The sequence below is a fragment of the Pseudomonas sp. Tun-23181 genome, from assembly GCF_057415455.1.
The window spans coordinates 2,708,295-2,732,739 of record NZ_CM171630.1; the positions used below are offsets into that span (position 1 = coordinate 2,708,295).

Annotated in this window: 21 protein-coding genes; 15 read left to right on the top strand and 6 right to left on the bottom strand. The window is 65.7% G+C overall.

What is annotated here, in order from left to right:
* Window positions 1–86 precede the first annotated feature (86 nt).
* Together ACDI39_RS12970 and ACDI39_RS12975 are read left to right on the top strand one after the other, a co-directional pair.
* On the top strand, window positions 87–1,649 hold the full coding sequence (locus ACDI39_RS12970; RefSeq protein ID WP_253080742.1) for a bifunctional aminoglycoside phosphotransferase/ATP-binding protein: 1,563 nt from the start codon (window positions 87–89) through the stop codon (window positions 1,647–1,649).
* 386 nt (window positions 1,650–2,035) lie between these two features.
* Window positions 2,036–2,314, top strand: a complete 279-nt coding sequence (locus ACDI39_RS12975; protein WP_225790228.1) for a TfoX/Sxy family protein — start codon at window positions 2,036–2,038, stop codon at window positions 2,312–2,314.
* Between the two features lie 193 nt (window positions 2,315–2,507).
* Here the strand turns inward: ACDI39_RS12975 and ACDI39_RS12980 are convergent, their stop codons facing one another.
* From ACDI39_RS12980 to ACDI39_RS12995, 4 genes are read right to left on the bottom strand one after another with little or no spacing between them, the layout of a single operon-like run.
* A complete protein-coding gene (locus ACDI39_RS12980) occupies window positions 2,508–3,395 on the bottom strand; it encodes a ChaN family lipoprotein (protein ID WP_253080740.1) in 888 nt (295 codons plus the stop codon).
* A gap of 12 nt (window positions 3,396–3,407) precedes the next feature.
* Complete coding sequence (locus tag ACDI39_RS12985) at window positions 3,408–4,175, bottom strand: heme ABC transporter ATP-binding protein (RefSeq protein ID WP_225790230.1); 768 nt, start codon at window positions 4,173–4,175, stop codon at window positions 3,408–3,410.
* The gene (locus ACDI39_RS12990; RefSeq protein ID WP_225790294.1) at window positions 4,175–5,158 is read right to left on the bottom strand and encodes a FecCD family ABC transporter permease; all 984 of its coding nucleotides are present in this window, start codon (window positions 5,156–5,158) and stop codon (window positions 4,175–4,177) included. The genes ACDI39_RS12985 and ACDI39_RS12990 overlap by 1 nt, the downstream gene beginning before the upstream one ends.
* 50 nt (window positions 5,159–5,208) lie before the next feature.
* Window positions 5,209–6,093, bottom strand: a complete 885-nt coding sequence (locus ACDI39_RS12995) for a heme/hemin ABC transporter substrate-binding protein (RefSeq protein ID WP_225790231.1) — start codon at window positions 6,091–6,093, stop codon at window positions 5,209–5,211.
* 152 nt (window positions 6,094–6,245) lie between these two features.
* On the opposite strand from ACDI39_RS12995, the gene ACDI39_RS13000 reads away from it, so the two are divergent.
* On the top strand, window positions 6,246–6,563 hold the full coding sequence (locus ACDI39_RS13000; protein ID WP_225790232.1) for a Rieske (2Fe-2S) protein: 318 nt from the start codon (window positions 6,246–6,248) through the stop codon (window positions 6,561–6,563).
* On the opposite strand, the gene sfsA is transcribed toward ACDI39_RS13000, so the two are convergent.
* The gene (gene sfsA / locus ACDI39_RS13005; protein WP_225790233.1) at window positions 6,553–7,266 is read right to left on the bottom strand and encodes a DNA/RNA nuclease SfsA; all 714 of its coding nucleotides are present in this window, start codon (window positions 7,264–7,266) and stop codon (window positions 6,553–6,555) included. The two genes, ACDI39_RS13000 and sfsA, sit on opposite strands and share 11 nt — an antisense overlap.
* Entirely contained in the window at window positions 7,266–8,438 is a 1,173-nt protein-coding gene (locus tag ACDI39_RS13010; protein WP_486538844.1) for a pyridoxal phosphate-dependent aminotransferase, read from the bottom strand. The genes sfsA and ACDI39_RS13010 overlap by 1 nt, the downstream gene beginning before the upstream one ends.
* A gap of 211 nt (window positions 8,439–8,649) precedes the next feature.
* On the opposite strand from ACDI39_RS13010, the gene dksA reads away from it, so the two are divergent.
* The 12 genes from dksA to ACDI39_RS13070 all read left to right on the top strand — a co-directional run bounded on the left by dksA (window position 8,650) and on the right by ACDI39_RS13070 (window position 24,375).
* Window positions 8,650–9,096, top strand: coding sequence for an RNA polymerase-binding protein DksA (gene dksA / locus ACDI39_RS13015; RefSeq protein WP_225790235.1), 447 nt, complete (start codon window positions 8,650–8,652; stop codon window positions 9,094–9,096).
* A gap of 65 nt (window positions 9,097–9,161) precedes the next feature.
* Window positions 9,162–10,049 carry a tRNA glutamyl-Q(34) synthetase GluQRS gene (gene gluQRS, locus ACDI39_RS13020; RefSeq protein WP_486538847.1) on the top strand — a complete coding sequence of 296 codons (888 nt, stop codon included), beginning with the start codon at window positions 9,162–9,164 and terminating at the stop codon, window positions 10,047–10,049.
* Between the two features lie 153 nt (window positions 10,050–10,202).
* Window positions 10,203–10,379, top strand: coding sequence for a hypothetical protein (locus ACDI39_RS13025; RefSeq protein WP_003250005.1), 177 nt, complete (start codon window positions 10,203–10,205; stop codon window positions 10,377–10,379).
* Window positions 10,363–13,338 (top strand): sensor histidine kinase, encoded by a 2,976-nt coding sequence (locus tag ACDI39_RS13030; RefSeq protein ID WP_486538849.1) that lies wholly within the window; start codon window positions 10,363–10,365, stop codon window positions 13,336–13,338. Before ACDI39_RS13025 ends, ACDI39_RS13030 begins: the two co-directional genes overlap by 17 nt.
* A gap of 4 nt (window positions 13,339–13,342) precedes the next feature.
* On the top strand, window positions 13,343–14,791 hold the full coding sequence (locus ACDI39_RS13035; RefSeq protein WP_368816662.1) for a sigma-54-dependent transcriptional regulator: 1,449 nt from the start codon (window positions 13,343–13,345) through the stop codon (window positions 14,789–14,791).
* Window positions 14,792–15,691: 900 nt separating this feature from the next.
* Window positions 15,692–17,080, top strand: coding sequence for a polynucleotide adenylyltransferase PcnB (locus tag ACDI39_RS13040; protein WP_225790239.1), 1,389 nt, complete (start codon window positions 15,692–15,694; stop codon window positions 17,078–17,080).
* Window positions 17,081–17,082: 2 nt separating this feature from the next.
* Window positions 17,083–17,562 (top strand): 2-amino-4-hydroxy-6-hydroxymethyldihydropteridine diphosphokinase, encoded by a 480-nt coding sequence (gene folK, locus ACDI39_RS13045; protein WP_253080738.1) that lies wholly within the window; start codon window positions 17,083–17,085, stop codon window positions 17,560–17,562.
* Window positions 17,563–17,812: 250 nt separating this feature from the next.
* Window positions 17,813–18,613 (top strand): 3-methyl-2-oxobutanoate hydroxymethyltransferase, encoded by an 801-nt coding sequence (panB, locus tag ACDI39_RS13050; RefSeq protein WP_225790241.1) that lies wholly within the window; start codon window positions 17,813–17,815, stop codon window positions 18,611–18,613.
* A complete protein-coding gene (panC, locus tag ACDI39_RS13055; RefSeq protein ID WP_253091394.1) occupies window positions 18,610–19,473 on the top strand; it encodes a pantoate--beta-alanine ligase in 864 nt (287 codons plus the stop codon). Before panB ends, panC begins: the two co-directional genes overlap by 4 nt.
* A gap of 214 nt (window positions 19,474–19,687) precedes the next feature.
* Window positions 19,688–21,352, top strand: a complete 1,665-nt coding sequence (gene pgi, locus ACDI39_RS13060) for a glucose-6-phosphate isomerase (RefSeq protein WP_225790243.1) — start codon at window positions 19,688–19,690, stop codon at window positions 21,350–21,352.
* Window positions 21,353–21,530: 178 nt separating this feature from the next.
* Complete coding sequence (acs, locus tag ACDI39_RS13065) at window positions 21,531–23,465, top strand: acetate--CoA ligase (protein ID WP_225790244.1); 1,935 nt, start codon at window positions 21,531–21,533, stop codon at window positions 23,463–23,465.
* A gap of 40 nt (window positions 23,466–23,505) precedes the next feature.
* Window positions 23,506–24,375, top strand: coding sequence for an oxygenase MpaB family protein (locus ACDI39_RS13070; protein ID WP_225790245.1), 870 nt, complete (start codon window positions 23,506–23,508; stop codon window positions 24,373–24,375).
* The last annotated feature ends 70 nt before the right edge of the window (window positions 24,376–24,445 follow it).

Sequence of the window (24,445 nt, forward strand, 5' to 3'; positions counted from 1 at the left end):
ATCGCCAGTATTTCCGGCGGTATGCAGGGACGGCACCATTGACCATAATGTCGCTTTCGAATTCCCTGACTCCTGAAGGATTGCCCGTGAGCCAAGCCCTGATCAGCGCACTGCAGAACCCCGCCCTCTACCCGCATCCGGTAGACGGGTTCCAACTCATCGAGACGCATATCTCCTGGGTGCTGCTGACCGGCGAGTACGCCTACAAGATCAAGAAGCCGATGAACTTCGGCTTCCTCGACTTCACCGCCCTGGACCAGCGCCGCCACTTCTGCCACGAAGAACTGCGCCTGAACCAGCGCCTGACCGACGGTCTGTACCTGGAAGTGTTGCCGATCACCGGTAGCCCCGAGGCCCCGCAATTGGATGGCGAAGGCGAGCCGATCGAGTACGCCCTGAAGATGCGCCAGTTCCCCCAGGGCCAGATGCTCGCGACCTTGCAGGCCAACGGTGAACTGAACGCCGGCCACATCGACCAGATGGCTCGGCAGCTCGCCGAATTCCACCTGCAGGCGCCCAGGGTCCCGGTCGAACACCCGCTGGGTACGCCGGAAAGCGTCATGGCGCCGGTGGAGCAGAACTTCGAGCAGATCCGTCCGTTCCTCAACGACAAGGCCGACCTGCAGCAGCTGGACAACCTGCAGGCCTGGGCCCGCGCCAGCTTCGACCGCCTGTACGACCTGCTCGCGGCACGCAAGGCCAACGGCTTCATCCGCGAATGCCACGGCGACGTCCACCTGGGCAACGCCACCCTGATCGACGGCAAGGTAGTGATCTTCGACTGCATCGAGTTCAACGAGCCGTTCCGCCTGACCGATGTCTACGCCGATACCGCCTTCCTGGCCATGGACCTGGAAGACCGCGGCCTCAAATGCCTGGCCCGGCGTTTCATCAGCCAGTACCTGGAACTGACCGGCGACTACGAAGGCCTGGAGCTGCTCAACTTCTACAAGGCCTACCGCGCCCTGGTACGCGCCAAGGTCGCCCTGTTCAGCATGCCGGCCGGAGCCGATGGCGTGCAGCGCGCCACCACCCTGCGTACCTATCGCAACTACGCCAACCTGGCAGAGAGCTACAGCGCCATCCCCTCGCGCCTGCTGGCCATCACCCACGGTGTCTCGGCAGTGGGCAAGAGCCACGTGGCCATGCGCCTGGTCGAGTCGCTGGGGGCGATCCGCGTGCGCTCGGATGTCGAGCGCAAGCGCCTGTTCGGCGAGCAGACGCCGCAGAACAGCGGGCAGGTGCAAACCGGGATCTACGATCAGGACGCCAGCCGCGCCACCTACCAGCGCCTGCATGACCTGGCCGCGATCATCCTGCGTGCCGGTTTCCCGGTGGTGCTCGATGCCACCTACCTCAAGCATGAGCAGCGCCAGGCGGCGGCAGAGGTCGCCAGCGAGACTGGCGTGCCTTTCTTGATCCTCGACTGCCATGCCCCGGATGCGGTCATCGCCAGCTGGCTGGAACAGCGCCAGGCGGCGAACGACGACCCCTCCGACGCCACCTTGGAGGTGATCAAGGCGCAACAGGCCAGCCGCGACCCGCTGGATGCCAATGAACAGCAACACAGCAAGCGTGTGGACACTCAGGAAAGCGCCAGCATGGACCAGTTGATCGAGCAGATCCGCCAGCGCCTGCCGGGTATCTGAGGCACAACCAGGATCCTGGTGGGGCGGCGGGGATCCTGGGGCTGCTAAGCAGTCTTTTCGCGACACAAGGCCGCTCCCACAAGATGCCCCGGCAAGCCGCATCATTCGTGGTTGGCTCGGGCCCTGGGTATGCCCCATCGCCGGCAAGCCGACTCCCCCACAGCCCTCTGCATGGCTGATGATGTGGTGTGAGCACCGCTGCACCCTGCGTGTGGGCTTGCCGGCGATGGACTGCGAAGCAGTCCCGATTCCTGGCATCGCGCAGCCCTACCTCGCCCCTCGCCGATGGCAAAAGGCCGCGTATTTCCCAACCCCCGCTACACTCCTCTCTGACCTGCTCGCGATTTATCCCCACGACACTCGTTCAGCCATCGCAAGGAGGCCCGATGAACGATGAATTGCAGCATCTGAGAAATCTTGGCAAGACCTCCGCGCAATGGCTCCACGCCGTCGGCATCCACAGTGCCTCGGACCTGCGCCGGCTGGGCGCGGTCGGTGCCTACCAGGCCGTGAAGTCGCGGGGCTTCCGGGCCTCGAAGGTGCTGTTGTACTCGATCGAGGCGGCACTGCTCGACATGCACTGGAACGACCTGCCGCCCGAGCGCAAGCAGGCACTCGACCAACAACTGGATGCCAAGAGCCCTACGCAAAAAAAATCAAAATAATCGGAGCGAAGGTATTGACGACGAAATGAGAATCGTTATGATTATCACAACTGGTCGCGAGACTGGTTGGATAAACTGACAGCCCCTGGTTCGGACTTTCAGATTATCTCCTCATCAGGCTAATCACGGTTATTGACCCGGCAATTTGCCGGGTCTTTTTTTGCCTGGAAATTCCGACCCCGGCCGAGCGCGATCAGCGCCGCAACTGGGCACAGTAGTCCTGCTCCGGCAAGGCTGCGGTGTACCACACATAATCGGCCATGCCCGGCCCAACCTGCTCGCCAACCTCCGCCAGCAACAGCACCTTCGTCTCGCCTTGGGCCCCCAGGTCGGCCAGATGCAGTGGTACCCCCAGGTCCTTGCGCGCGTGGTAGCTGCCCGTGAACAGCAAGGCCGGTTGCGCAGCGGCGAGTACCCGCTCGGCGATACGCCGATCACGTTGCTGCTGGACAGCCAGCATGGCGGGTAGCTGCGTTTCAGGCAGCAGGCCACAGTGCCCGGCGCGCACCTGCTCGAGCAGCGCAGCCTTCACGACCGGCGCATTCGAGCGCTCTCCTGGCAACACCGGCGAATCGCGATAGGCCTGGCGTACTTCATCCTGCGACAGGTTGGCCGCCAGCAGCGGGACGGGGCGCCGCAACGCCTCCCGCACGATCGGCCCGTACACCTGCCAGTCCCAGCCCTCCTGCCAGGCCAAGGCCTTGGGCAGGTCCTCGGGCAGCGTCGCCTGGCCTTGCAGCGCATCGACCAGCGGCTGCTGCGAAGGCTGCAGCATCTCCAATAGCAGGCTGCCCTGGGGACGGTGGGCTTCCAGGGCACGCAGCAACCACAGTTGCAGGGCGTGATGATCGGGGTTGTCGTGCTTTTCTCCCACCAGTACCCGTGGCGCCTGGGCCAGGCGCGCCACCAGTTGCCCGGGGCTGAGCACCTCGCCACTGGCCAGGTCACGGATCTGCCCCAGTTGCGTACTGTCGCGCCCCTCGCTGCTCTGCCACGCAGGCAGGGCTGGCAAGCTGGCCTGGCAGCCCACCAGCACCAGGGCCAGCAGGATCGGCAGGCCGCACAACAAGGGATGGCGCATGGGGGAAGCCTCCTAGCGGGTGATGATCAGCGGATGACCACGCTCCGGATGCGGCTGGACCAGCACGTCGATGCCGAACACCGCTTTGAGCGCATCGGGAGTCAGGACCCGCTGCGGGGTATCCAGGGCATGGCAGCGGCCCTGCTCCAGCAACAGGATATGGTCACAGTAGCGCGCCGCCAGGTTCAGGTCATGCAGGATCACCAGCACTGCCGCGCCACGGTCGGCGAAGCTGCGCACCGCCTGCAGGGTCGTGTGCTGGTGCAGCGGGTCGAGCATCGAGGTCGGTTCGTCCAGCAGCAGCGTGGTGCCCTCCTCGCCCGGCCACAGCTGGGCCAGGACCCGAGCCAGGTGCACCCGTTGGCGCTCGCCCCCGGACAACGCCAGGTAACTGCGCTCCACCAGATGGCTGGCATCCGCCGCGCGCAGGGCCGCTTCGACGATTTCCCGGTCGCGCTGCTGGCCGCTGGCGTGGGGCAACCGGCCAAGGCCAACCACTTCCTCGACGCGAAAGGCAAAGCCAAGGTTGGAAACCTGCGGCAGCACGGCCAGGCGACGGGCCCGCTCCTGCCCTGTCCAATCCCCCAGCTCGCGCCCCAGCAAGCGTACCCGGCCCTGGCTGGGCGCCAGCTCCCCGCACAAGGCGGCCAGCAGGCTGCTCTTGCCGGCACCGTTGGGCCCGAGCACACCCAGGACCTGGCTGGGGCGCAGTTCCAACCGGATATCGTGCAGCACCTCGGTCGCGCCACGGCGCAGGTGCAGGCCTTCGACTTCAAGCATCAGTGCCGCCCTCGAACCAGCAGGAACAGGAAGAACGGCGCGCCGATGAAAGCCGTGACGATACCAATCGGCAGCTCCGCCGGCGCCAGGGCCAGGCGTGCCACCAGGTCGGCGAACAGCAGCAGCGAGCCACCCGCCAGCAACGAAGCCGGCAACAGCACCCGGTGATCGGGCCCTGCCACCAGGCGTACCAAGTGCGGCACCACCAGGCCGATGAAACCGATGAGCCCGGCAGCAGCGACGGCCGCGCCCACGCCCAGGGCGGTACAGAACACCAGTTCGCGCTTGAGCGACTCCACCTCGATCCCCAGATGGCGCGCCTCCGACTCACCCAGTAACAAGGCATTGAGTGCCTGGGCACGCCGCGGCAGCCACAGTGCCACCGCCACGGCCACCAGCAGCAAGGGCCACAGGCGTTCGTAGCTGGCGCCATTGAGGCTGCCCAGGTTCCAGAAGGTCAAGGTACGCAGGGTGGCGTCGTCGGCCAGGTAGGTGAACAGGCCGACCGCCGAGCCGCCCAGGGCGGTCAGGGCGATCCCGGCCAGCAGCATGGTGGCGACATTGGTCTGGCCGTCGCGACGGCCCAGGCGGTAGACCAGCGCCGTCACCCCGAGGCCGCCGATGAACGCACAGACCGACAACAGGTAAGGTGCGAGCACTTCCGGAATACCGCCCAGCCAGCTACCGCCGACGATCGCCACCGCCGCCCCCAGGGCCGCACCACTGGCGACCCCGACCAACCCCGGGTCGGCGAGGGGATTGCGGAACAGCCCCTGCATGGCCACCCCGCAGAGCGCCAACACCGCCCCGACCGCCAGCCCCAGCAAGGTACGCGGCAGGCGGATCTGCCCCAGGATCATCCCGGCCTGCTCCAGGCCCTCGGCGGCGATGGGCAGCCCCAACAGGTGCAAGCCGGCGCGCAAGGTGTCGAACAACGGCAGGCTTACCGGGCCCAGGGCCAGCGACAGCCAGATCGCCAGCAGGCACAGCAGGGTCAGGCAGATGAACAGCGTGCGCGGCTGGACCCGCCGCTTCATTGGGCGAGCGAGCCCTTGGCCGCCGGATAGAAGGCGCCAGCCAGCTCATGCAGGGTGGCCGGCAGGCGCGGCCCCAGGCCACCGACCAACAGGGTCGGATCGAGGGACACCAGGCGTTTGTCACGCACCGCCCGGGAAGCGGCCAGGGCCGGGTTCTCCTTGAGCAGCGCCTGCAAGGCTTGCTCGCCGCTCAGGCTGCGGTCGGAGAACACCACCACATCCGGGTCCAGGGCCGCCAAGGCCTCCACGGAAAAGTTCTTGTAGCCCTGGTGATCGGCCAGGTTGCGCGCGCCGGCCTGGCGCAGCAGCCAGTCGCCGGCCGTGCCTTGCCCGGCGATCAGCGGCTTGGCGCCGGCATGGCCGACCAGCAGCAGCACGCCCGGCGCCTGCTGGCTGGCCTGGGCCTGCTTGACCTTGGCCTGCAACGCGTCGAGCTGCTGGTGGTACCCGGCGGCGAGCTCGGCGGCCTTCTGCTCGGCCCCCAGCAGGCTGCCCAAATGCTTGAGGTTCTCGTCCACGGCCCCCAGTTCGGCCTTGCTGGAGAACAGCTCGACCCGCACACCGGCCTTGCGGATCTGCGCCAGCACCGGTGGCGGGCCCATCTCCTCGGTGCCGACCAGCACATCCGGACGCAGGCTGAGAATGCCCTCGGCAGACAACTGGCGCTGGTAGCCGATGCTGGGCAAGGCCTTGAGCGATTCGGGGTGCTGGCTGGTGGTATCGACGCCCACCAGGCGCTGCTCGCCGCCCAAGGCACTGATCCACTCGCTCAAGGCGCCACCGGCACTGACCCAGCGTTGCGGCAGCTCGGCGGCCAGGGCCTGGGTGGCGAGGACAAGGCCGGCGCACAAGGCGGCCAGGGCAGCGGGACGACGCATCATCGTATTCCTTTGCAGAAGGCAGGCCGCACGCCTTGTGGCGGACGGCGGAACTGCGCACCATAGGCAGGCGTACACAGCGCATGCGGGCAATTTGATAATTATTCGCATTGAAGCGTCAAGCCATCCCTTCGTTACACGAGCCGTACCCTGCGATGCATTTTCTCTGCACCTCCACCGACCTCGCCGAAGGCCACAGCCGCGCCTTCAGCGTAGCTGGCGAACGACTGTTCGGCGTGCGCCGCCAGGGCCGGGTCTATCTCTATCGCAACCGCTGCCCGCACCGGGGCATCGCCCTGAACTGGGATGAAAACGCCTTTCTCGACGACAGCGCCAGCCTGATCCATTGCGCCCATCATGGGGCACTGTTCCTGATCGAGAGCGGCGAATGCGTGGCCGGCCCCTGCGAAGGTGACCGGCTACAAGCCTTGGACTGCCTGGAAGACAGCCAGGGCATCTGGCTCAAGGCGTGAGCAGCACCGGCAGCGGGCGGTCGATGACGATTCGCGAGGCATCCAGGCGTGTGCCATAGGCCAGGACCTCGACACCATCCGCCACCGCGGCGCGCAGGGCCTGGGCGTAGGCGGCGTCGATCTCCTCAGCTGGGCGCACCGCTTCTATCCCGGTGAGGTTCACGCAATACAGCTGCACCGCACGGATACCCTGGCGCGCCAGGGCCGCCAACTCACGCAGGTGCTTGGCACCGCGCTGGGTCACCGCATCGGGGAAGGCGGCGACCGGGGTGTCCGGGTAGCCCAGGGTGACGCTCTTGACCTCCACATAGGCCGGGCCCTCGGCGAACTCCAGGCGAAAATCCACCCGGCTGCCCTCCTCGCCATAGGCCACTTCACGCCTGAGCGCGGTGAACCCGGCCAGTTCGGCGATCAGCCCGGCGCGCAGCGCCTCCTCGACCAGGGCATTGGCCCGGCCGGTGTTGACACAGGCCAGGCGTCCCTGGGGTGTCTCGCTGATCTCCCAGGTGCCCGGCAGCTTGCGCTTGGGGTCGTTGGAGCGGCTGAACCAGACCTGCCCGCCTTCACGCATGCAGTTGAGCATGGAGCCGGTGTTGGGGCAGTGGATGGTCAACTGTTCGCCGTTGGCCAGCTCGATGTCGGCCAGGAAGCGTTTGTAGCGACGCAGCAGGCGCGCCTGTTCGAGTTCGGGAAAGAACAGCATCAGCCTTGCCAGCTCCGCAGGCCACGGGCGATACGCTGCACCGCCTCTTCCAGGCGCGGCAGGCTCTGGGTGTAGGCGAAACGCACATGGTGGCTGGCCTGGTGGCGGCCGAAATCCAGGCCCGGGGTGAATGCCACGTGCTCGGTCTCCAGGAAATGCCGGCAGAAGGCGAAGGCATCGCCGCCGAAGGCACTGATGTCGGCGTACAGGTAGAAAGCGCCCTGGGGCTCCACGGCAATGCCGAAGCCCAGCTCGCGCAGGGCCGGCAGCAGGAAGTCGCGACGGCGGGCGAACTCGGCGCGACGCGCCTCGAGAGTCGCCAGGGTCTGCGGCTCGAAGCACGCCAGCGCGGCATGCTGGGCCATGCTCGGGGCACTGATGTAGAGGTTCTGCGCCAGCTTTTCCAGGTCGCCCACCGCAGAGGGTGGCGTCACCAGCCAGCCAAGCCGCCAGCCGGTCATGCCGAAATACTTGGAAAAACTATTCAGGACAAACGCCTGGTCATCCACTTCCAGCACGCTCGGCGCGTCCATGCCATAGGTCAGGCCATGGTAGATCTCGTCCACCACCAGGTGGCCATGGCGTTCGCGGGTGGCCTGGGACAGGCTGGCCAGGGCCTGACGGTCGAGCACCGTACCGGTGGGGTTGGCCGGCGAAGCCACCAGGGCGCCCACGGTGTCCTTGTCCCAGTGGCGCTCGACCAGGTCGGCGGTCAGTTGGTAGTTGACTTCGGGGCCCACCGGTACCAGCTGCGCACTGCCTTCTACCAGGCGCAGGAAGTGACGATTGCACGGGTAGCCAGGGTCTGCCAGCAGCCAGTGCTTGCCAGGGTCGACCAGCAGGCTGCTGGCCAGCAGCAGAGCACCGGAGCCACCCGGCGTGATGAGAATGCGTTCGGGGTCGAGGTCGACGCCATAGCGCTGACCATAGAAGCCGGCGATCGCCTCGCGCAGCGCCGGCAATCCACGGGCGGCGGTGTAACGGGTATGGCCGGCGGCCAGCGCCGCCTGGCCCGCTGCCACGATGGGCTCGGCGGTGGTGAAGTCCGGCTCGCCGATCTCCAGGTGAATGACATCATGGCCGGCCGCCTGCAACTCGTTGGCACGTGCCAGCAAGGCCATGACGTGGAAGGGTTCGATGGCGCGACTACGCGCACTGTGGGGCTGGGCCATGGGCCTTCTCTCAATTGGGTCTAAACTGTTGATTCTACCCTTGCGCAGCATCGAACGCGCGGCTAGCGCTGCTGTCAATTCCTAGGATCGGGCGGGGTAGCGCACCCCCGATCTATCTGGTAAGTTCGGCGGCTCGCAGTCGCAGGGCCGGCGGTCGCCGGAGATGGAGCAGCCTGCGCATTGGATCAGATGAGTGAGAGGCGGTCTATTCATGTCCACCGTAGAAAAGCAAAAAGCCGGTCAGACCATGTACGGTGTCGAACCCTATAAGGAAACACCGGGCGAGGAGTACATGGGTGAACCCATGCGCAAGCATTTCATCAAGCTCCTGAGCGCCTGGAAGCAAGAGCTGATGACCAGTGTGGATCGGACCGTAGACCACATGAAGGATGAAGCGGCCAACTTCCCCGACCCCGCCGACCGTGCCAGCCAGGAAGAAGAGTTCGCCCTGGAACTGCGCAACCGCGATCGCGAGCGCAAGCTGATCAAGAAGATCGACAAGACCCTGCAGTCCATCCAGGACGAAGAGTACGGCTGGTGCGAGGCCTGCGGCGTCGAAATCGGCCTGCGCCGCCTGGAGGCCCGCCCTACCGCCGACCTGTGCTTCGACTGCAAGGAGCTGGCGGAGAAGAAGGAAAAGCAGGTCGGCAAGGGTTGACCTGATTCCCGACCGAACGGGGCGCTATAGGCGCCCCGTTTCATTTGGTAGCCCTGCAAAAAACCATGAACGACTCCCGCTACATTGGGCGTTTCGCCCCCACCCCCAGTGGCTTCCTGCACTTCGGCTCGCTGGTCGCCGCCCTCGCCTCCTGGCTCGATGCCCGCGCCGCCGCAGGCCGCTGGCTGCTGCGCGTGGAAGACACCGACCCACCGCGGGAGATGCCCGGCGCCCGGGATGCCATCCTGCAAACCCTGGAGCGCTATGGCCTGGAATGGGATGGCGAGGTGGTGTACCAGAGCCTGCGCCACGAAGCCTATGCCGAGGTGGTCGAACGCCTACTGAGCATGGGCCTGGCCTACGCCTGTAGCTGTTCGCGCAAGCAGCTCGAAGCTTATGGCGGGGTGTACCCGGGGCTGTGCCGCAACGCGGGCCATGCCCGCGAAGGAGCGGCGATCCGCCTGCGGGTGCCGGAGCTGGTCTACCGCTTCACCGACCGGGTCCAGGGCGATTTCCAACAGCACCTGGGCCGCGACGTGGGCGACTTCGTCATCCAGCGCCGGGACGGGCTCTATGCCTACCAACTGGCAGTAGTGCTGGACGATGCCTGGCAGGGCGTCACCGACATCGTGCGCGGCGCCGACCTGCTGGACAACACCCCACGCCAGCTGTACCTGCAGGAACTGCTGGGATTTTCCCAGCCGCGTTACCTGCACATTCCCTTGATCGTGCAGCCGGACGGGCACAAGCTGGGCAAGTCGTATCGCTCGCCGCCACTGGCGGCCGACCAGGCCACGCCGCTGCTGTTGCGCGCCTTGCGGGCCCTGGGCCAGGTCACGGAGCCGGCGCTGGAAAGCGCCAGCCCCGCCGAAGTGCTGGCGGTGGCGCGCCAGCGCTGGCGCCCCGAGGCCATCGCACGGCAGCGCACCCTGCCAGAGGCCGAGCTGCATTGATGGCCAAGGGGCTCCAGGGATAAGTGGAGAGCGCTTGGAAAAATCCAACAAATTCAAATTGTTGCCGAGCAAGGCTGAATCCCGCTAGCATCGCCGCAGCCATTTGCGCCAATAATAAGTCCAAGCCCGCAGCGCCCAACCATCGAGGCCAGCATGTACATCTATCGTTTGGTCCTGCTTCTGGTCGTGGGGATCTACCTGTTCTCCCCGGCCATCATGGACTGGTGGATCGAACCGACCGGTGCCTGGTACCGCCCCTACCTGCTCTGGCTGATCCTGATCGTCGTCACCTTCATCCTGCAGAGCCAACGAGATGCCGATGAGCTTTAGCCTGACCCAGATGATCCTGATCAGCGCCGCCTACCTGCTGGTGCTGTTCGGCGTGGCCTGGATCAGCGAACGAGGGCTGATCCCGCGTTCGCTCATCCGCCACCCACTGACCTACACCCTGTCGCTGGGCGTCTATGCCAGTGCCTGGGCGTTCTACGGCTCGGTGGGCCTGGCCTACCAGTACGGCTATGGCTTCCTGGCCTGCTACCTGGGGGTCTCCGGGGCCTTCCTGCTGGCACCGGTGCTGCTCTACCCGATCCTCAAGATCACCCGCACCTACCAGCTCTCGTCGCTGGCCGACCTGCTGGCATTTCGTTTCCGCAGCACCTGGGCCGGTGCGCTGACCACCATCTTCATGTTGGTCGGCGTGCTGCCTCTGCTGGCGCTGCAGATCCAGGCGGTAGCCGACTCGATCAGCATCCTTACCGGTGAGCCGGTGAAGGCCCGGGTGGCCTTCGCCTTCTGTGTGCTGATCATTCTCTTCACCATCTTCTTCGGCTCGCGCCACATCGCCACGCGCGAGAAGCACGAAGGCCTGGTGTTCGCCATCGCCTTCGAATCGGTGATCAAGCTGCTGGCCTTGGGCGGCATCGGCCTGTACGCGCTGTACGGCGTGTTCGGTGGCCCGCACCAGCTGGAAGTCTGGCTGCTGCAGAACCAGACCGCGCTGGCTGCGCTGCACACACCCTTGCAGGAGGGGCCATGGCGCACCCTGCTGCTGGTGTTCTTCGCCTCGGCCATCGTCATGCCGCACATGTACCACATGGCCTTCACCGAGAACCTCAACCCCCGCTCGCTGGTCAGCGCCAGCTGGGGCCTGCCGCTGTTCCTGCTGCTGATGAGCCTGGCCGTGCCGCTGATCCTCTGGGCAGGCCTGCGCCTGGGGGCGAGCACCAACCCGGAGTACTTCACCCTCGGCCTGGGGATCGCCGCCGACAACCAGGCCCTGACCCTGCTGGCTTATGTCGGTGGGCTATCCGCTTCCAGCGGGCTGATCATCGTCACGACCCTGGCCCTCTCGGGCATGGCCCTCAACCACCTGGTGCTGCCGCTCTACCAGCCGCCGGCCGAAGGCAACATCTACCGCTGGCTGAAGTGGACCCGGCGCGCCCTGATCGTCGCCATCATCGCCGCAGGCTTCGTCTTCTACCTGACCCAGAACTACCACCAGAGCCTGGCCAACCTGGGTATCGTCGCCTTCGTCGCCACCTTGCAGTTCCTGCCCGGCGTGCTCTCGGTGCTGTACTGGCCGACCGCCAACCGGCGCGGTTTCATCGCCGGCCTGCTGGCGGGCATCTCGGTGTGGATGGTGACCATGCTGCTGCCCCTGCTGGGCAACCTGCAAGGCTTCTATATCCCGTTGCTGAACATGATCTACGTGCTGGACGACACCAGCTGGCACATGGCGGCGATCGCCTCGCTGGCGGCCAACGTCCTGCTGTTCACCCTGATCTCGCTGTTCACCAATGCCAGCAGCGAAGAAGTCAGCGCGGCCGAGGCCTGTGCGGTGGACAACGTGCGCCGCCCCCAGCGCCGCGAACTGCACGCCGCCTCGCCACAGGAGTTCGCCACCCAGCTGGCCAAGCCACTGGGCGCCAAGGCTGCGCAGAAGGAAGTCGAACAGGCCCTGCGCGACCTCTACCTGCCCTTCGACGAGCGTCGCCCCTATGCCCTGCGCCGGCTGCGCGACCGCATCGAGGCCAACCTGTCCGGCCTGATGGGCCCGAGCGTGGCCCAGGACATGGTCGAGACCTTCCTGCCGTACAAGTCCGGCAACGAGAACTACGTCACCGAAGACATTCACTTCATCGAAAGCCGCCTGGAAGACTACCACTCGCGCCTGACCGGCCTTGCCGCCGAACTCGATGCCCTGCGCCGCTACCACCGTCAGACCCTGCAGGAACTGCCCATGGGCGTCTGCTCGCTGGCCAAGGACCAGGAGATCCTGATGTGGAACAAGGCCATGGAGGAGCTGACCGGGGTCGCCGCCAAGCACGTGGTCGGCTCGCGCCTGGTCACCGTCGCGGAGCCCTGGCGCAGCCTGCTGCAGAACTTCATCAACGTGCCCGACGAACACCTGCACAAGCAGCGCCTGGCCCTGGACGGCCAGACCCGCTGGCTCAACCTGCACAAGGCCGCCATCGCCGAACCGCTGTCGCCCGGCAACAGCGGCCTGGTGCTGCTGGTCGAGGACCTCACCGAGACCCAGGCCCTGGAAGACAAGCTGGTGCACTCCGAGCGCCTGGCCAGCATCGGCCGCCTGGCCGCGGGCGTGGCCCACGAGATCGGCAACCCGATCACCGGCATCGCCTGCCTGGCGCAGAACCTGCGCGAGGAGCGCGAGGACGATGGCGAGATCACCGAGCTGTCCAGCCAGATCATCGAGCAGACCAAGCGCGTCTCGCGCATCGTCCAGTCGCTGATGAGCTTCGCCCATGCCGGCGGCAGCCACCAGAACAGCGAGGAGCCGGTGTGCCTGGCCGAGGTGGCGCAGGATGCCATTGGTCTGCTGGCGTTGAACCGGCGCAATTTCGAAGTACAGTTCTTCAACCTCTGCGACCCCGAGCACTGGGTCGAGGGCGACCCCCAGCGTCTGGCCCAGGTGCTGATCAACCTGCTCTCCAATGCCCGTGACGCCTCGCCGCCCGGCAGTGCCGTGCGGGTGCGCAGCGAAATGAACGAGCACACCGTCGACCTGATCGTCGAGGACGAGGGCAGCGGGATCCCGAAGAACATCATGGACCGCCTGTTCGAACCTTTCTTCACCACCAAGGACCCGGGCGAAGGCACCGGACTTGGGCTTGCTCTGGTCTATTCCATCGTGGAAGAGCATTATGGGCAAATCACCATCGACAGCCCGGCCGATATCGAACGGCAGCGTGGCACCCGGATCCGCGTGACCCTGCCCCGGCATGTCGTAGCGACGTCCCCTGAAATTCGAGACCGTCGAGAGAATTGAATCAATGCCGCACATTCTGATCGTCGAAGACGAAACCATCATCCGTTCGGCCCTGCGCCGCCTGCTCGAACGCAACCAGTACCAGGTCAGCGAGGCCGGCTCGGTGCAGGAAGCCCAGGAGCGCTTCAGCATTGCCACCTTCGACCTGATCGTCAGCGACCTGCGCCTGCCCGGCGCCCCCGGCACCGAGTTGATCAAGCTCGGCCAGGGCACGCCGGTGCTGATCATGACCAGCTACGCCAGCCTGCGCTCGGCGGTGGACTCGATGAAGATGGGCGCGGTGGACTACATCGCCAAGCCCTTCGACCACGACGAGATGCTCCAGGCCGTGGCGCGCATCCTGCGCGACCGGCAAAACGCCCCGGCCGCCCCCACCAGCGCCGAACCACGGGCCAACGGCAGGGCCGTCACGGCCGACAAGAGCAGCGCCGCAGCGGCCAACGGCGAGATCGGCATCATCGGCTCATGCCCGCCCATGCAAGACCTGTACGGCAAGATCCGCAAGGTCGCGCCCACCGATTCCAATGTACTGATCCAGGGTGAGTCCGGCACCGGCAAGGAACTGGTCGCCCGGGCCCTGCACAACCTGTCGCGGCGGGCCAAGGCACCGATGATCTCGGTGAACTGCGCGGCCATTCCGGAAACCCTGATCGAGTCGGAGCTGTTCGGCCACGAGAAAGGCGCCTTCACCGGCGCCAGCGCCGGCCGTGCGGGCCTGGTGGAAGCGGCCGACGGCGGCACCCTGTTCCTCGACGAGATCGGCGAACTGCCGCTGGAAGCCCAGGCGCGCCTGCTGCGTGTGCTGCAGGAAGGCGAGATCCGCCGAGTCGGCTCGGTGCAGTCGCAGAAGGTCGACGTACGCCTGATCGCCGCGACCCACCGCGACCTGAAGAACCTGGCCAAGGCCGGCCAGTTCCGTGAAGACCTTTATTACCGCCTGCACGTCATCGCCCTGAAACTGCCGGCCCTGCGTGAGCGCGGCAGCGATGTCAACGAGATCGCCAATGCCTTCCTGGCTCGCCAGAGCGCACGCATCGGGCGTGATGACCTGCACTTCTCCAGCGAGGCCGAGCAAGCGATCCGCCACTACGGCTGGCCGGGCAACGTGCGTGAACTGGAGAACGCAGTGGAACGCGCGGTGATCCTCAGCGAGAGCGCGGAAATCTCCGCCGACCTGCTGGGCATCGACATCGAGCTGAGCGACCTGGAGGACGAGGAAGCCTTCGACAGCAGCCCGTCCGCATCCAACGCCAGCGCCAACAACGCCAGCCACGAGCCGACCGAGGACCTCTCGCTGGAAGACTACTTCCAGCACTTCGTCCTCGAACACCAGGACCACATGACCGAGACCGAGCTGGCCCGCAAGCTGGGCGTCAGCCGCAAGTGCCTGTGGGAGCGGCGCCAGCGCCTGGGTATCCCGCGGCGCAAGAGCAACGCTACCAGCGACAACTGATCGCCCTTCCTCTATATAGGCAGGAGAGTGTCCTCCTGCCTCCTCCTTGGCCTCCCCCCATTCGCGGGCAAGCCCGTCATCTGTGATCGACTCGATCCAGTGGCAGATCTCATTTGGGGCCGCTTCGCGCCCCATCGCCGGCAAGCCGGCTCCCACAGGGGACTGCGGTGTCCATCAATCATGTGGCATACAGACAATTCTATGGGAACCGGCTGGCCGGCGATGGGCTGCAAGGCAGCCCCAAGACGCCCCGGAATCTGTTACCCCACCCACCCAGACGTAACATCCGCCGAGGCGTACGGTAACGAAATGTCTATATTTTTTGCCCGCCGAATCCCTCTCAATGCTGCCAAGCCCCCGTTTTCATTGGGTTTTCAAAAGTTGGCACGGCATCTGCTATATCTCTGGCACAAGAACAATAACAAGCACTGCAACCCAGAATAAGAACAAGACGAAACGGCTCACGCACAATAAAAACAAGACGGCGGAGGCGCAGCTAACTGATTCTTTTGGAGAGGAGTTGTGTTTGGGCTTGCCCCACAACCAGGCAGAGAACAACAAAAACTGCACTAAAAAGCAGCGCCTGAACTGGTTGGATCGAACGATCAACATAACATCAGCGACCAAAGCAATCCGTTTGCTCTTCACCCCCGGGTTGGGGGTCGTCCACAAGCTTCGAGATTTGTGGGCAGGGCACTCAACAAAAACAAGAAGCCCAGCAGAAGAACAACAAGAGCACGCAACGACTTCTTGGGGAGCCTCGGCTCCCCATGTCGTTTCTCCCGCCTGCAGCCCTTGGCGCACCGCCTACACCATTCCCCGAGTAAATGCTAGAATCCCCGCCCATCATGCGGCCATTCTCCTATTCTTGGCCGAACATTCCTTCAAACAGTGCATCCCATGCTGAAGAAGCTGTTCCAGTCGTTCCGTCCTCCCGTTCGTGGTCAACACCACAGGCGCACCACGCCTGAAGTGATCAACAAGAGCCAGCACTCGCTGCAGCGCAGCCAGTTCAGCCGCCACGCGGTGAGCATCGTCGAGCGCCTGCAGAGCGCCGGCTACCAGGCCTACCTGGTCGGTGGCTGCGTCCGCGACCTGCTGCTGGGCATCACGCCCAAGGACTTCGACGTCGCCACCAGCGCCACCCCCGAGCAGGTGCGCGCCGAGTTTCGCAATGCTCGCATCATCGGTCGCCGCTTCAAGCTGGTCCACGTGCATTTCGGCCGTGAGATCATCGAAGTCGCCACCTTCCGTGCCCATCACACCGAAGAAGACCAGGGCGACAGCCACCGTTCGTCGCACAATGCCAGCGGGCGTATCCTGCGCGACAACGTGTACGGCACCCTGGAAGACGATGCCCAGCGTCGCGACTTCACCATCAACGCCCTGTACTACGACCCGGTCAGCGAGCGCATCCTCGACTATGCCAACGGCGTGCACGATATCCGCAATCGCCTGCTGCGCCTGATCGGCGACCCGACCCAGCGCTACCAGGAAGACCCGGTGCGCATGCTGCGTGCCGTGCGCTTCGCCGCCAAGCTCGACTTCGGCATCGAGAAGCACACCGTGCAACCGATCCGCGAGCTGGCGCCACTGTTGCGCGAGATCCCCCCGGCGCGTCTGTTCGAGGAAAGCCTCAAGCTGTTCCTCTCCGGCCAAGGGGCGATCTCCTTCGAGATGCTGGTCGACCTGCAACTGTTCGACCCGCTGTTCCCGGCCAGCACCCACGCACTGGAAGAACGCCCGACCTACACGCACACCCTGATCAGCCAGGCGCTGAGCAACACCGACCTGCGGGTCAAGCAGGGCAAACCGGTGACTCCGGCGTTCCTGTTCGCCGCCCTGCTCTGGCCGGCCTTGCCAGGCCGCGCCCTGTACCTGCAGAGCCAGGGCGTGCCGCCGATCCCGGCGATGAACGAAGCCGCCCACGACCTGATCGCCGAGCAATGCCAGCGCATCGCCATTCCCAAACGCTTCACCCTGCCGATCCGCGAGATCTGGGACATGCAGGAGCGCCTGCCACGGCGCAGCGGCAAACGTGCCGATGCCATGCTGGACAACCCGCGCTTCCGCGCCGGCTACGACTTCCTGCTGCTGCGTGAAAGCGCCGGTGAGCAGACCGACGACCTCGGCCAGTGGTGGACCGACTACCAGGAAGCCAGCGACAGCGAGCGGCGCGACATGATCCGCGAGCTGGGCAGCCGCGACGAGGGTGCCGCCGCTGCGCCTCGCAAGCGCAAGCGCAGTGGTGCAAAGCGCAAGCGCAGCACTGACGAGACCTGGGACTGAGCATGACGACGCGCGCCTACATCGGCCTGGGCAGCAACCTGGCCGATCCTGCCGAGCAGTTGCGCAGCGCCCTTGGGGCGCTGGATAGCCTCGCCGCTAGCCGCCTGGCGGCGGCGTCCGCCTTCTATGCCAGCGACTCGCTGCTGCCCGGCCAGCCACGCTACACCAATGCCGTGGCCGCCCTGGACACCAGCCTGGAACCGCTGGCCCTGCTCGACGCCCTGCAGGCCATCGAGAACGATCAGGGCCGCGAGCGCAAGGAACGCTGGGGCCCGCGGACCCTCGACCTGGACGTGCTGCTGTACGGCGACCAGGTGATCGACGTACCCCGCCTCAAAGTCCCGCATTACCACATGCAGGCCCGCCCTTTCGTGCTCTACCCGCTGGCCGAGCTGGTACCGGCCGACTTCCGCCTCGCCGACGGCCGGGCCTTGGCGCAACTGCTGGCAGATTGCCCGTTCGTCGGCCTGGAACGCCTGTAGACCGGGCGTTCCCCCTGGCGGTAACGCCAGTAACACCCTGATCGTAACAATGCGGTAACAGGGTGATTGACTTCCCCCCCCTCGCTCACGACTATAGGCGTCCCGTGGCGCCGATGTGCCGCATATCACCTATTTAGGCTCGGACGGACCTGTGCCCCGAACATCACACGCGATGATGTGCCGCTCCGGAAGATGAATACACGCGTTGTACGCAGTCGTTTTTCACAGCGCCTGAACGAGGATTTCCTACATGCCTGAAGTAACCCTGACTACCCTGCACGGCCTCAAGGCCAAGGGTGAGAAAATCACCATGCTGACCTGCTACGACGCGACCTTCGCCAAGATCGCCAGCCAGGCCGGCGTGGAAGTCCTGCTGGTGGGGGACTCCTTGGGGATGGTCCTGCAGGGCCATGACAGCACCCTGCCCGTCACCACCGCCGAGATGGCCTACCACACCGCCAGCGTCAAGCGTGGCAATGACGGTGCGCTGATCCTCGCCGACCTGCCGTTCATGGCCCACGCCACCCCCGAGCAGGCCTTCGCCAACTGCGCCACGCTGATGCAGGCCGGCGCCCACATGATCAAGATCGAAGGCGCTGCCTGGCTGGCCGAGACCATCCGCCTGCTGGCCGAACGCGGCGTGCCGGTGTGCGCGCACATGGGCCTGACCCCACAGACGGTCAACGTGCTCGGTGGCTACAAGGTCCAGGGGCGCCAGGAAGCCCAGGCGCGGCAGATGCGTGCCGATGCCATCGCCCTGGAGCAGGCCGGTGCGGCCATGCTGCTGCTCGAATGCGTGCCCAGCGAGCTGGCCGCAGAAATCACCCAGGCGGTGGGCATCCCGGTGATCGGTATCGGCGCCGGCAGCGCGACCGATGGCCAGGTGCTGGTCATGCACGACATGCTCGGCCTGTCCCTGAGCGGCCGGGTGCCGAAGTTCGTGAAGAACTTCATGGCCGGCCAGGCGGACATCCAGGGCGCCTTCGCCGCCTATGTCGCAGCGGTCAAGGACGTCAGCTTCCCAGGCAGCGAACACGGGTTCAGCGCATGAACACAGTCAAGACCGTCCGAGAATTGCGCGCCGCCGTAGCGCGTGCCCGCGGCGAGGGCAAGCGCATCGGCTTCGTACCGACCATGGGCAACCTGCACAGCGGCCACGCCGCCCTGGTGACCAAGGCTGCCCAGCGCGCCGACTTCGTGGTCGCCAGCATCTTCGTCAACCCGCTGCAATTCGGCGCGGGCGAAGACCTCGACAAGTATCCGCGCACCCTCGCCGCCGACCAGGAGCGCCTGCTCCAGGCCGGTTGCCACCTGCTGTTCGCGCCTGGCGTCGAGGAGATGTACCCCGACGGCATGGCCGTGCAGACCCGGGTCAGCGTGCCGCAGCTCTCCGAAGGCTTGTGCGGTGCCAGCCGCCCCGGGCACTTCGAGGGCGTGGCGACGGTGGTCAACAAGCTGTTCAACATGGTCCAGCCCGACCTGGCCGTGTTCGGCGAGAAGGACTTCCAGCAACTGGCGGTGATCCGCGCCATGGTGCGCGACCTGAACATGCCGATCCAGATCATCGGCGAGCCCACCGTACGTGCCGAGGACGGCCTGGCATTGTCGTCGCGCAACGGTTACCTGACCCCGGAACAGCGGGCCACGGCGCCTGCCCTGTACCGCGTGCTGAGCGAACTGGGCGAGGCCCTTCGACGCGGGCGGCGCGACTACCCGGCGCTGCTCGCCGAAGGCCAGGCACAACTGGTGGCCGCTGGCTTGCGCCCGGACTACCTGGAAGTGCGCCACGCCCTGACCCTGCGCCCGGCCATGCTGGACGATCGCGACCTGGTGATCCTGGCAGCGGCCTACCTGGGCACGACCCGCTTGATCGACAACCTGTACGTGCATCTGGACGAAAAGACCGCGTAACCCTCGCAGCCCCTCGCGACACAGGGCCGCTCCCCCAGGCAACCCAGTTCGGTGTCTGTGGGAGCGGCCTTGTGTCGCGAAAGGGGCGCACAGCGCCCCAGCTCCTCTCTCCCATTCCCCCCAAGCCGCCAATGCCTATAATGATGGCCACCCTGCAACTGGCAGCAACTGCCAGTGTCCAAGGCCAGACCACGCACCAAGGAAAACATCCGCAATGGCGTATTACCGTACCCCCCACGATGTGACGGCGCTGCCCGCCTGGCAGGCGCTCCAGCAACACCGCGACGCCATGCAGGGCTTCAGCATGCGCGAAGCCTTCGCCGCCGACGCCAAGCGCTTCGAACAATTCTCCCTGAGCAGCTGTGGCCTGTTCCTCGACTACTCGAAGAACCTGATCACCGAACAGACCCGCGACCTGCTGGTGAACCTGGCCAACGAGGTGGGCCTTGCGCACGCCATCAGGTCGATGTTCGACGGCGAGATCATCAACGCATCGGAAGGTCGCCCAGTGCTGCACACCGCCCTGCGCCGCCCGGTGGGCGACAAGCTCAGCGTGAATGGCGTCAACGTGATGCCGGAAGTGCACAAGGTGCTCAACCAGATCACCGAGCTGGTCGGCCGCATCCATGACGGCCTGTGGCGTGGCTACAGCGAAAAGCCGATCACCGATGTGGTGAACATCGGCATCGGCGGCTCGTTCCTGGGCCCCGAGCTGGTTTCCGAGGCCCTGCTGCCGTACGCCCAGCGTGGCGTGCGCTGCCACTACCTGGCGAACATCGACGGCAGCGAATTCCATGAACTGTCGGCCAACCTGCGCGCCGAGACCACCCTGTTCATCGTCTCGTCGAAATCGTTCAACACCCTGGAAACCCTGAAGAACGCCACCGCCGCGCGTACCTGGTACCTGGCCCAGGGCGGCTCGGAAGCCGAGCTGTACCGCCACTTCATCGCCGTCTCGAGCAACAAGGCCGCCGCCGTGGCCTTCGGCATCCGCGAAGAGAACATCTTCCCCATGTGGGACTGGGTAGGCGGGCGCTACTCGCTGTGGTCGGCCATCGGCCTGCCGATCGCCCTGGCCATCGGCACAGCCAACTTCAAGGAACTGCTGTCGGGTGCCTACACCATGGACCAGCACTTCCAGACCGCGCCGTTCGCCAGCAACATGCCGGTGCTGCTGGCCCTGCTGGGCGTGTGGTACGGCAATTTCTGGGGTGCCCAGAGCCACGCGATCCTGCCGTACGACCACTACCTGCGCAACATCACCAAGCACCTGCAGCAATTGGACATGGAGTCCAACGGCAAGAGCGTGCTGCAAGATGGCAGGCCCGTGAAGACCGACACCGGCCCGGTGATCTGGGGCGGTGTCGGCTGCAACGGCCAGCATGCCTACCACCAGTTGCTGCACCAGGGCACCCAACTGATCCCAGCGGACTTCATCGTCCCGGTGGTGAGCTTCAACCCGGTGGCCGACCATCACCAATGGCTGTATGCCAACTGCCTGTCCCAGAGCCAGGCCCTGATGCTGGGCAAGACCCGCGCCGAAGCCGAGGCCGAGCTGCGTGCCAAGGGGCTCAACGATGCAGACATCGAGAAGCTGGCGCCGCACAAGGTGATCCCGGGCAATCGCCCGAGCAATACCCTGGTGGTCGAACGCATCAGCCCACGCCGTCTCGGCGCGCTGGTGGCGATGTATGAGCACAAGGTGTTCGTGCAGAGCGTCATCTGGGGCATCAACGCCTTCGACCAGTGGGGTGTGGAACTGGGCAAAGAGCTGGGCAAGGGGGTCTACCAGCGCCTGGTCGGCAGCCTGGAAGACAGTGCCGAAGATGGCTCGACCCAGGGGCTGATCAACTACTTCCGCGGTCGTCACCGCGGCTGATCGTCCCTTCCCTGGGCCCCAACTGCCAGTTGGGGCCCATCAACCCAGGAACGTCTCCTATAGCTACACTGTCCAATCGAATAGCCGTTGCACCTCATCCTGCCGGCGATCGAGTCATTGCCTTGCCCGCCGGCATGTCGTGCAGTCCATCGCCCCGACAAGAGCAGGACAACCCGCCATGTTCGATATCCGCGATTATCCCCAGGCCCAGGCCGTCAGCCAGTCCGCCCAGCTCACCCCCGAAGAATACCGTCGCCTGTACCGCCAGTCGGTGGAGGATCCCGATACCTTCTGGGCCGAACAGGCCAAGCGTCTGGACTGGATCAAGCCCTGGTCGACTGTACAGCAGTGCGACCTCAGGACTGGCGCTGCGCGCTGGTTCGATGGAGGGCAGCTGAACGTCAGCCATAACTGCATCGACCGTCACCTGGCCACACGCGGCGAGCAGACCGCCCTGCTCTGGGAGGGCGACGAGCCGAACGACTCCAGGGCCATCAGCTACCGCGAGCTGCACCGCCAGGTCTGCCGCCTGGCCAACGCGCTCAAGGCGCGCGGGGTCGGCAAAGGCGACCGGGTGTGCATCTACATGCCGATGATCCCCGAAGCCGCCTATGCCATGCTCGCCTGCGCGCGCATCGGCGCCATCCATTCGGTGGTGTTCGGTGGCTTCTCGCCCGATGCCCTGCGCGATCGCATCCTCGATGCCGACTGCCGTACCGTCATCACCGCCGACGAAGGCATCCGTGGCGGCAAGCGCATCCCGCTCAAGCAGAACGTGGACAAGGCCCTGGCCAGTTGTCCCGACGTCAGCAGCGTGCTGGTGGTGCGCCGTACCGGCGCCGAGGTGGCCTGGAGCGAGGGCCGCGACCTCTGGTACCACGAGGCCACGGAAAAGGCCGGCGACGACTGCCCGCCCGAAGCCATGGCGGCCGAAGACCCGCTGTTCATCCTCTACACCTCCGGCAGCACCGGCAAACCCAAGGGCGTGCTGCACACCACCGCCGGCTACCTGCTGCAGGCCACCCTGACCTTCCAGGTGGTGTTCGACTACCGCGACGGCGAGGTGTTCTGGTGCACCGCCGACGTCGGTTGGGTCACCGGCCACAGCTACATCGTCTACGGCCCACTGGCCAACGGGGCGATCTCGCTGATGTTCGAAGGCGTGCCGAACTACCCGGACAGCTCGCGTTTCTGGCAGGTGGTGGACAAGCACCAGGTCAACATCTTCTATACCGCGCCCACCGCCTTGCGCGCTCTGATGCGCGAAGGCACAGGCCCCTTGCAGGGCACCTCGCGGCAGAGCCTGCGCCTGCTCGGCAGCGTGGGCGAACCGATCAACCCCGAAGCCTGGGAATGGTACTTCGAGGAGGTCGGGCTCAAGCGCTGCCCGATCGTCGACACCTGGTGGCAGACCGAAACCGGCGGCATCATGCTCAGCCCGCTGCCGGGCAACCGGCAGCTCAAGCCAGGCTGCGCCACCCAGCCACTGTTCGGCGTGCAACCGGTGCTGCTGGACGACAAAGGCACGCTCATCGAAGGCCCCGGCGCCGGCCTGCTGGCGATCAAGGCCAGTTGGCCGGGGCAGATCCGCAGCGTCTACGGCGACCACCAGCGCATGGTCGACACCTACTTCAAACCCATGCCCGGTTATTACTTCACCGGCGACGGCGCTCGCCGCGACGCTGATGGCGACTACTGGATCACCGGGCGCGTCGACGATGTGATCAACGTCTCCGGCCACCGTATCGGCACCGCCGAGGTGGAAAGCGCCCTGGTGCTGCACGACAGCATCGCCGAAGCCGCGGTGGTCGGTTACCCCCACGACTTGAAGGGGCAAGGCATCTACGCCTTCGTCACGCCCATGAACGGCGTCACCCCGGACGACACGCTCAAGGCCGAACTGCTGGCCCTGGTCAGCAAGGAGATCGGCAGTTTCGCCAAGCCAGAGCTGATCCAGTGGGCCCCGGCCCTGCCCAAGACCCGCTCGGGCAAGATCATGCGGCGTATACTGCGCAAGATCGCCTGCAACGAGCTGGACAACCTCGGCGATACCTCGACCCTGGCCGACCCGAGCGTCGTGCAGGGGCTGATCGACAAACGCTTGAATCAATGACGGCAGCTCCATGGCGGGCTGCCTTTTACAGCAGGTCACCATGGAAACCTTACGCCGCCGCATCGAAACCCAGGTCATGAGCCTTACTGGGCTGGCCCTCGGCCAGCTCGACCTGGAGTCGCCCAAGGGCGATCCGGGGTTGTTCGGCCCACAGAGCATCAGTTGGCAGGTGCACGGCGACTTTCCCAGCATGCTGGTCGGTGGCATCAGCGCCCTGATGCTGCAGTTGCTGCACCCCCTGGCCCTGGCCGGGGTCTGGGACCACTCCAACTTCCGCCAGGACCTGCTCGGCCGCCTGCGCCGCACCAGCCAGTTCATCTCCGGCACCACCTTCGGCTCGACCCGCGACGCCGAATGGCTGATCGACAAGGTCCGCACCATCCATCTCCAAGTGGTCGGTACCGCGCCCGATGGCCGCTCCTACGCCGCCAGCGACCCTGACCTGCTGACCTGGGTCCACGTCGCCGAGGTCAGCAGTTTCCTCGCCGCCCACCTGCGTTACCGCAACCCCAACCTCTCACTCGCCGACCAGGACAGCTACTACGACGAGATCGCCCTGATCGCCGAACGCTTGGGGGCACGCGACGTACCGCGCTCCTGTCGCCAGGTGGACGATTACCTGCGACGCATGCGCCCACAGTTGCAGTGCGATGCGCGCAGTCATGAAGTGATGAAGATCCTGCTCGAAGCGCCCGCGCCCAGCCGCCTGGCCGAACCGGTGGGCAAGCTGATGCTGCGTGCCGGCATCGACCTGCTGCCGGACTGGGCCCGTGAAATGCTCGACCTGCACCAGGGCCCCTTGCAGCGCCGCATGATCCGCCTGGGCATCGAACGTACCGCGCCAGTGCTGCGCTGGGCCATGCGCGACGGTTCGGCGCACCGTGCCAGGCGGCGCATGGGCATCGAGTGAGCTATTCTGCTCGTTTCATTGGAACCGTTTTAACGTGCCATACTCCAAGGCACCCCTGCTCCAGATAGAT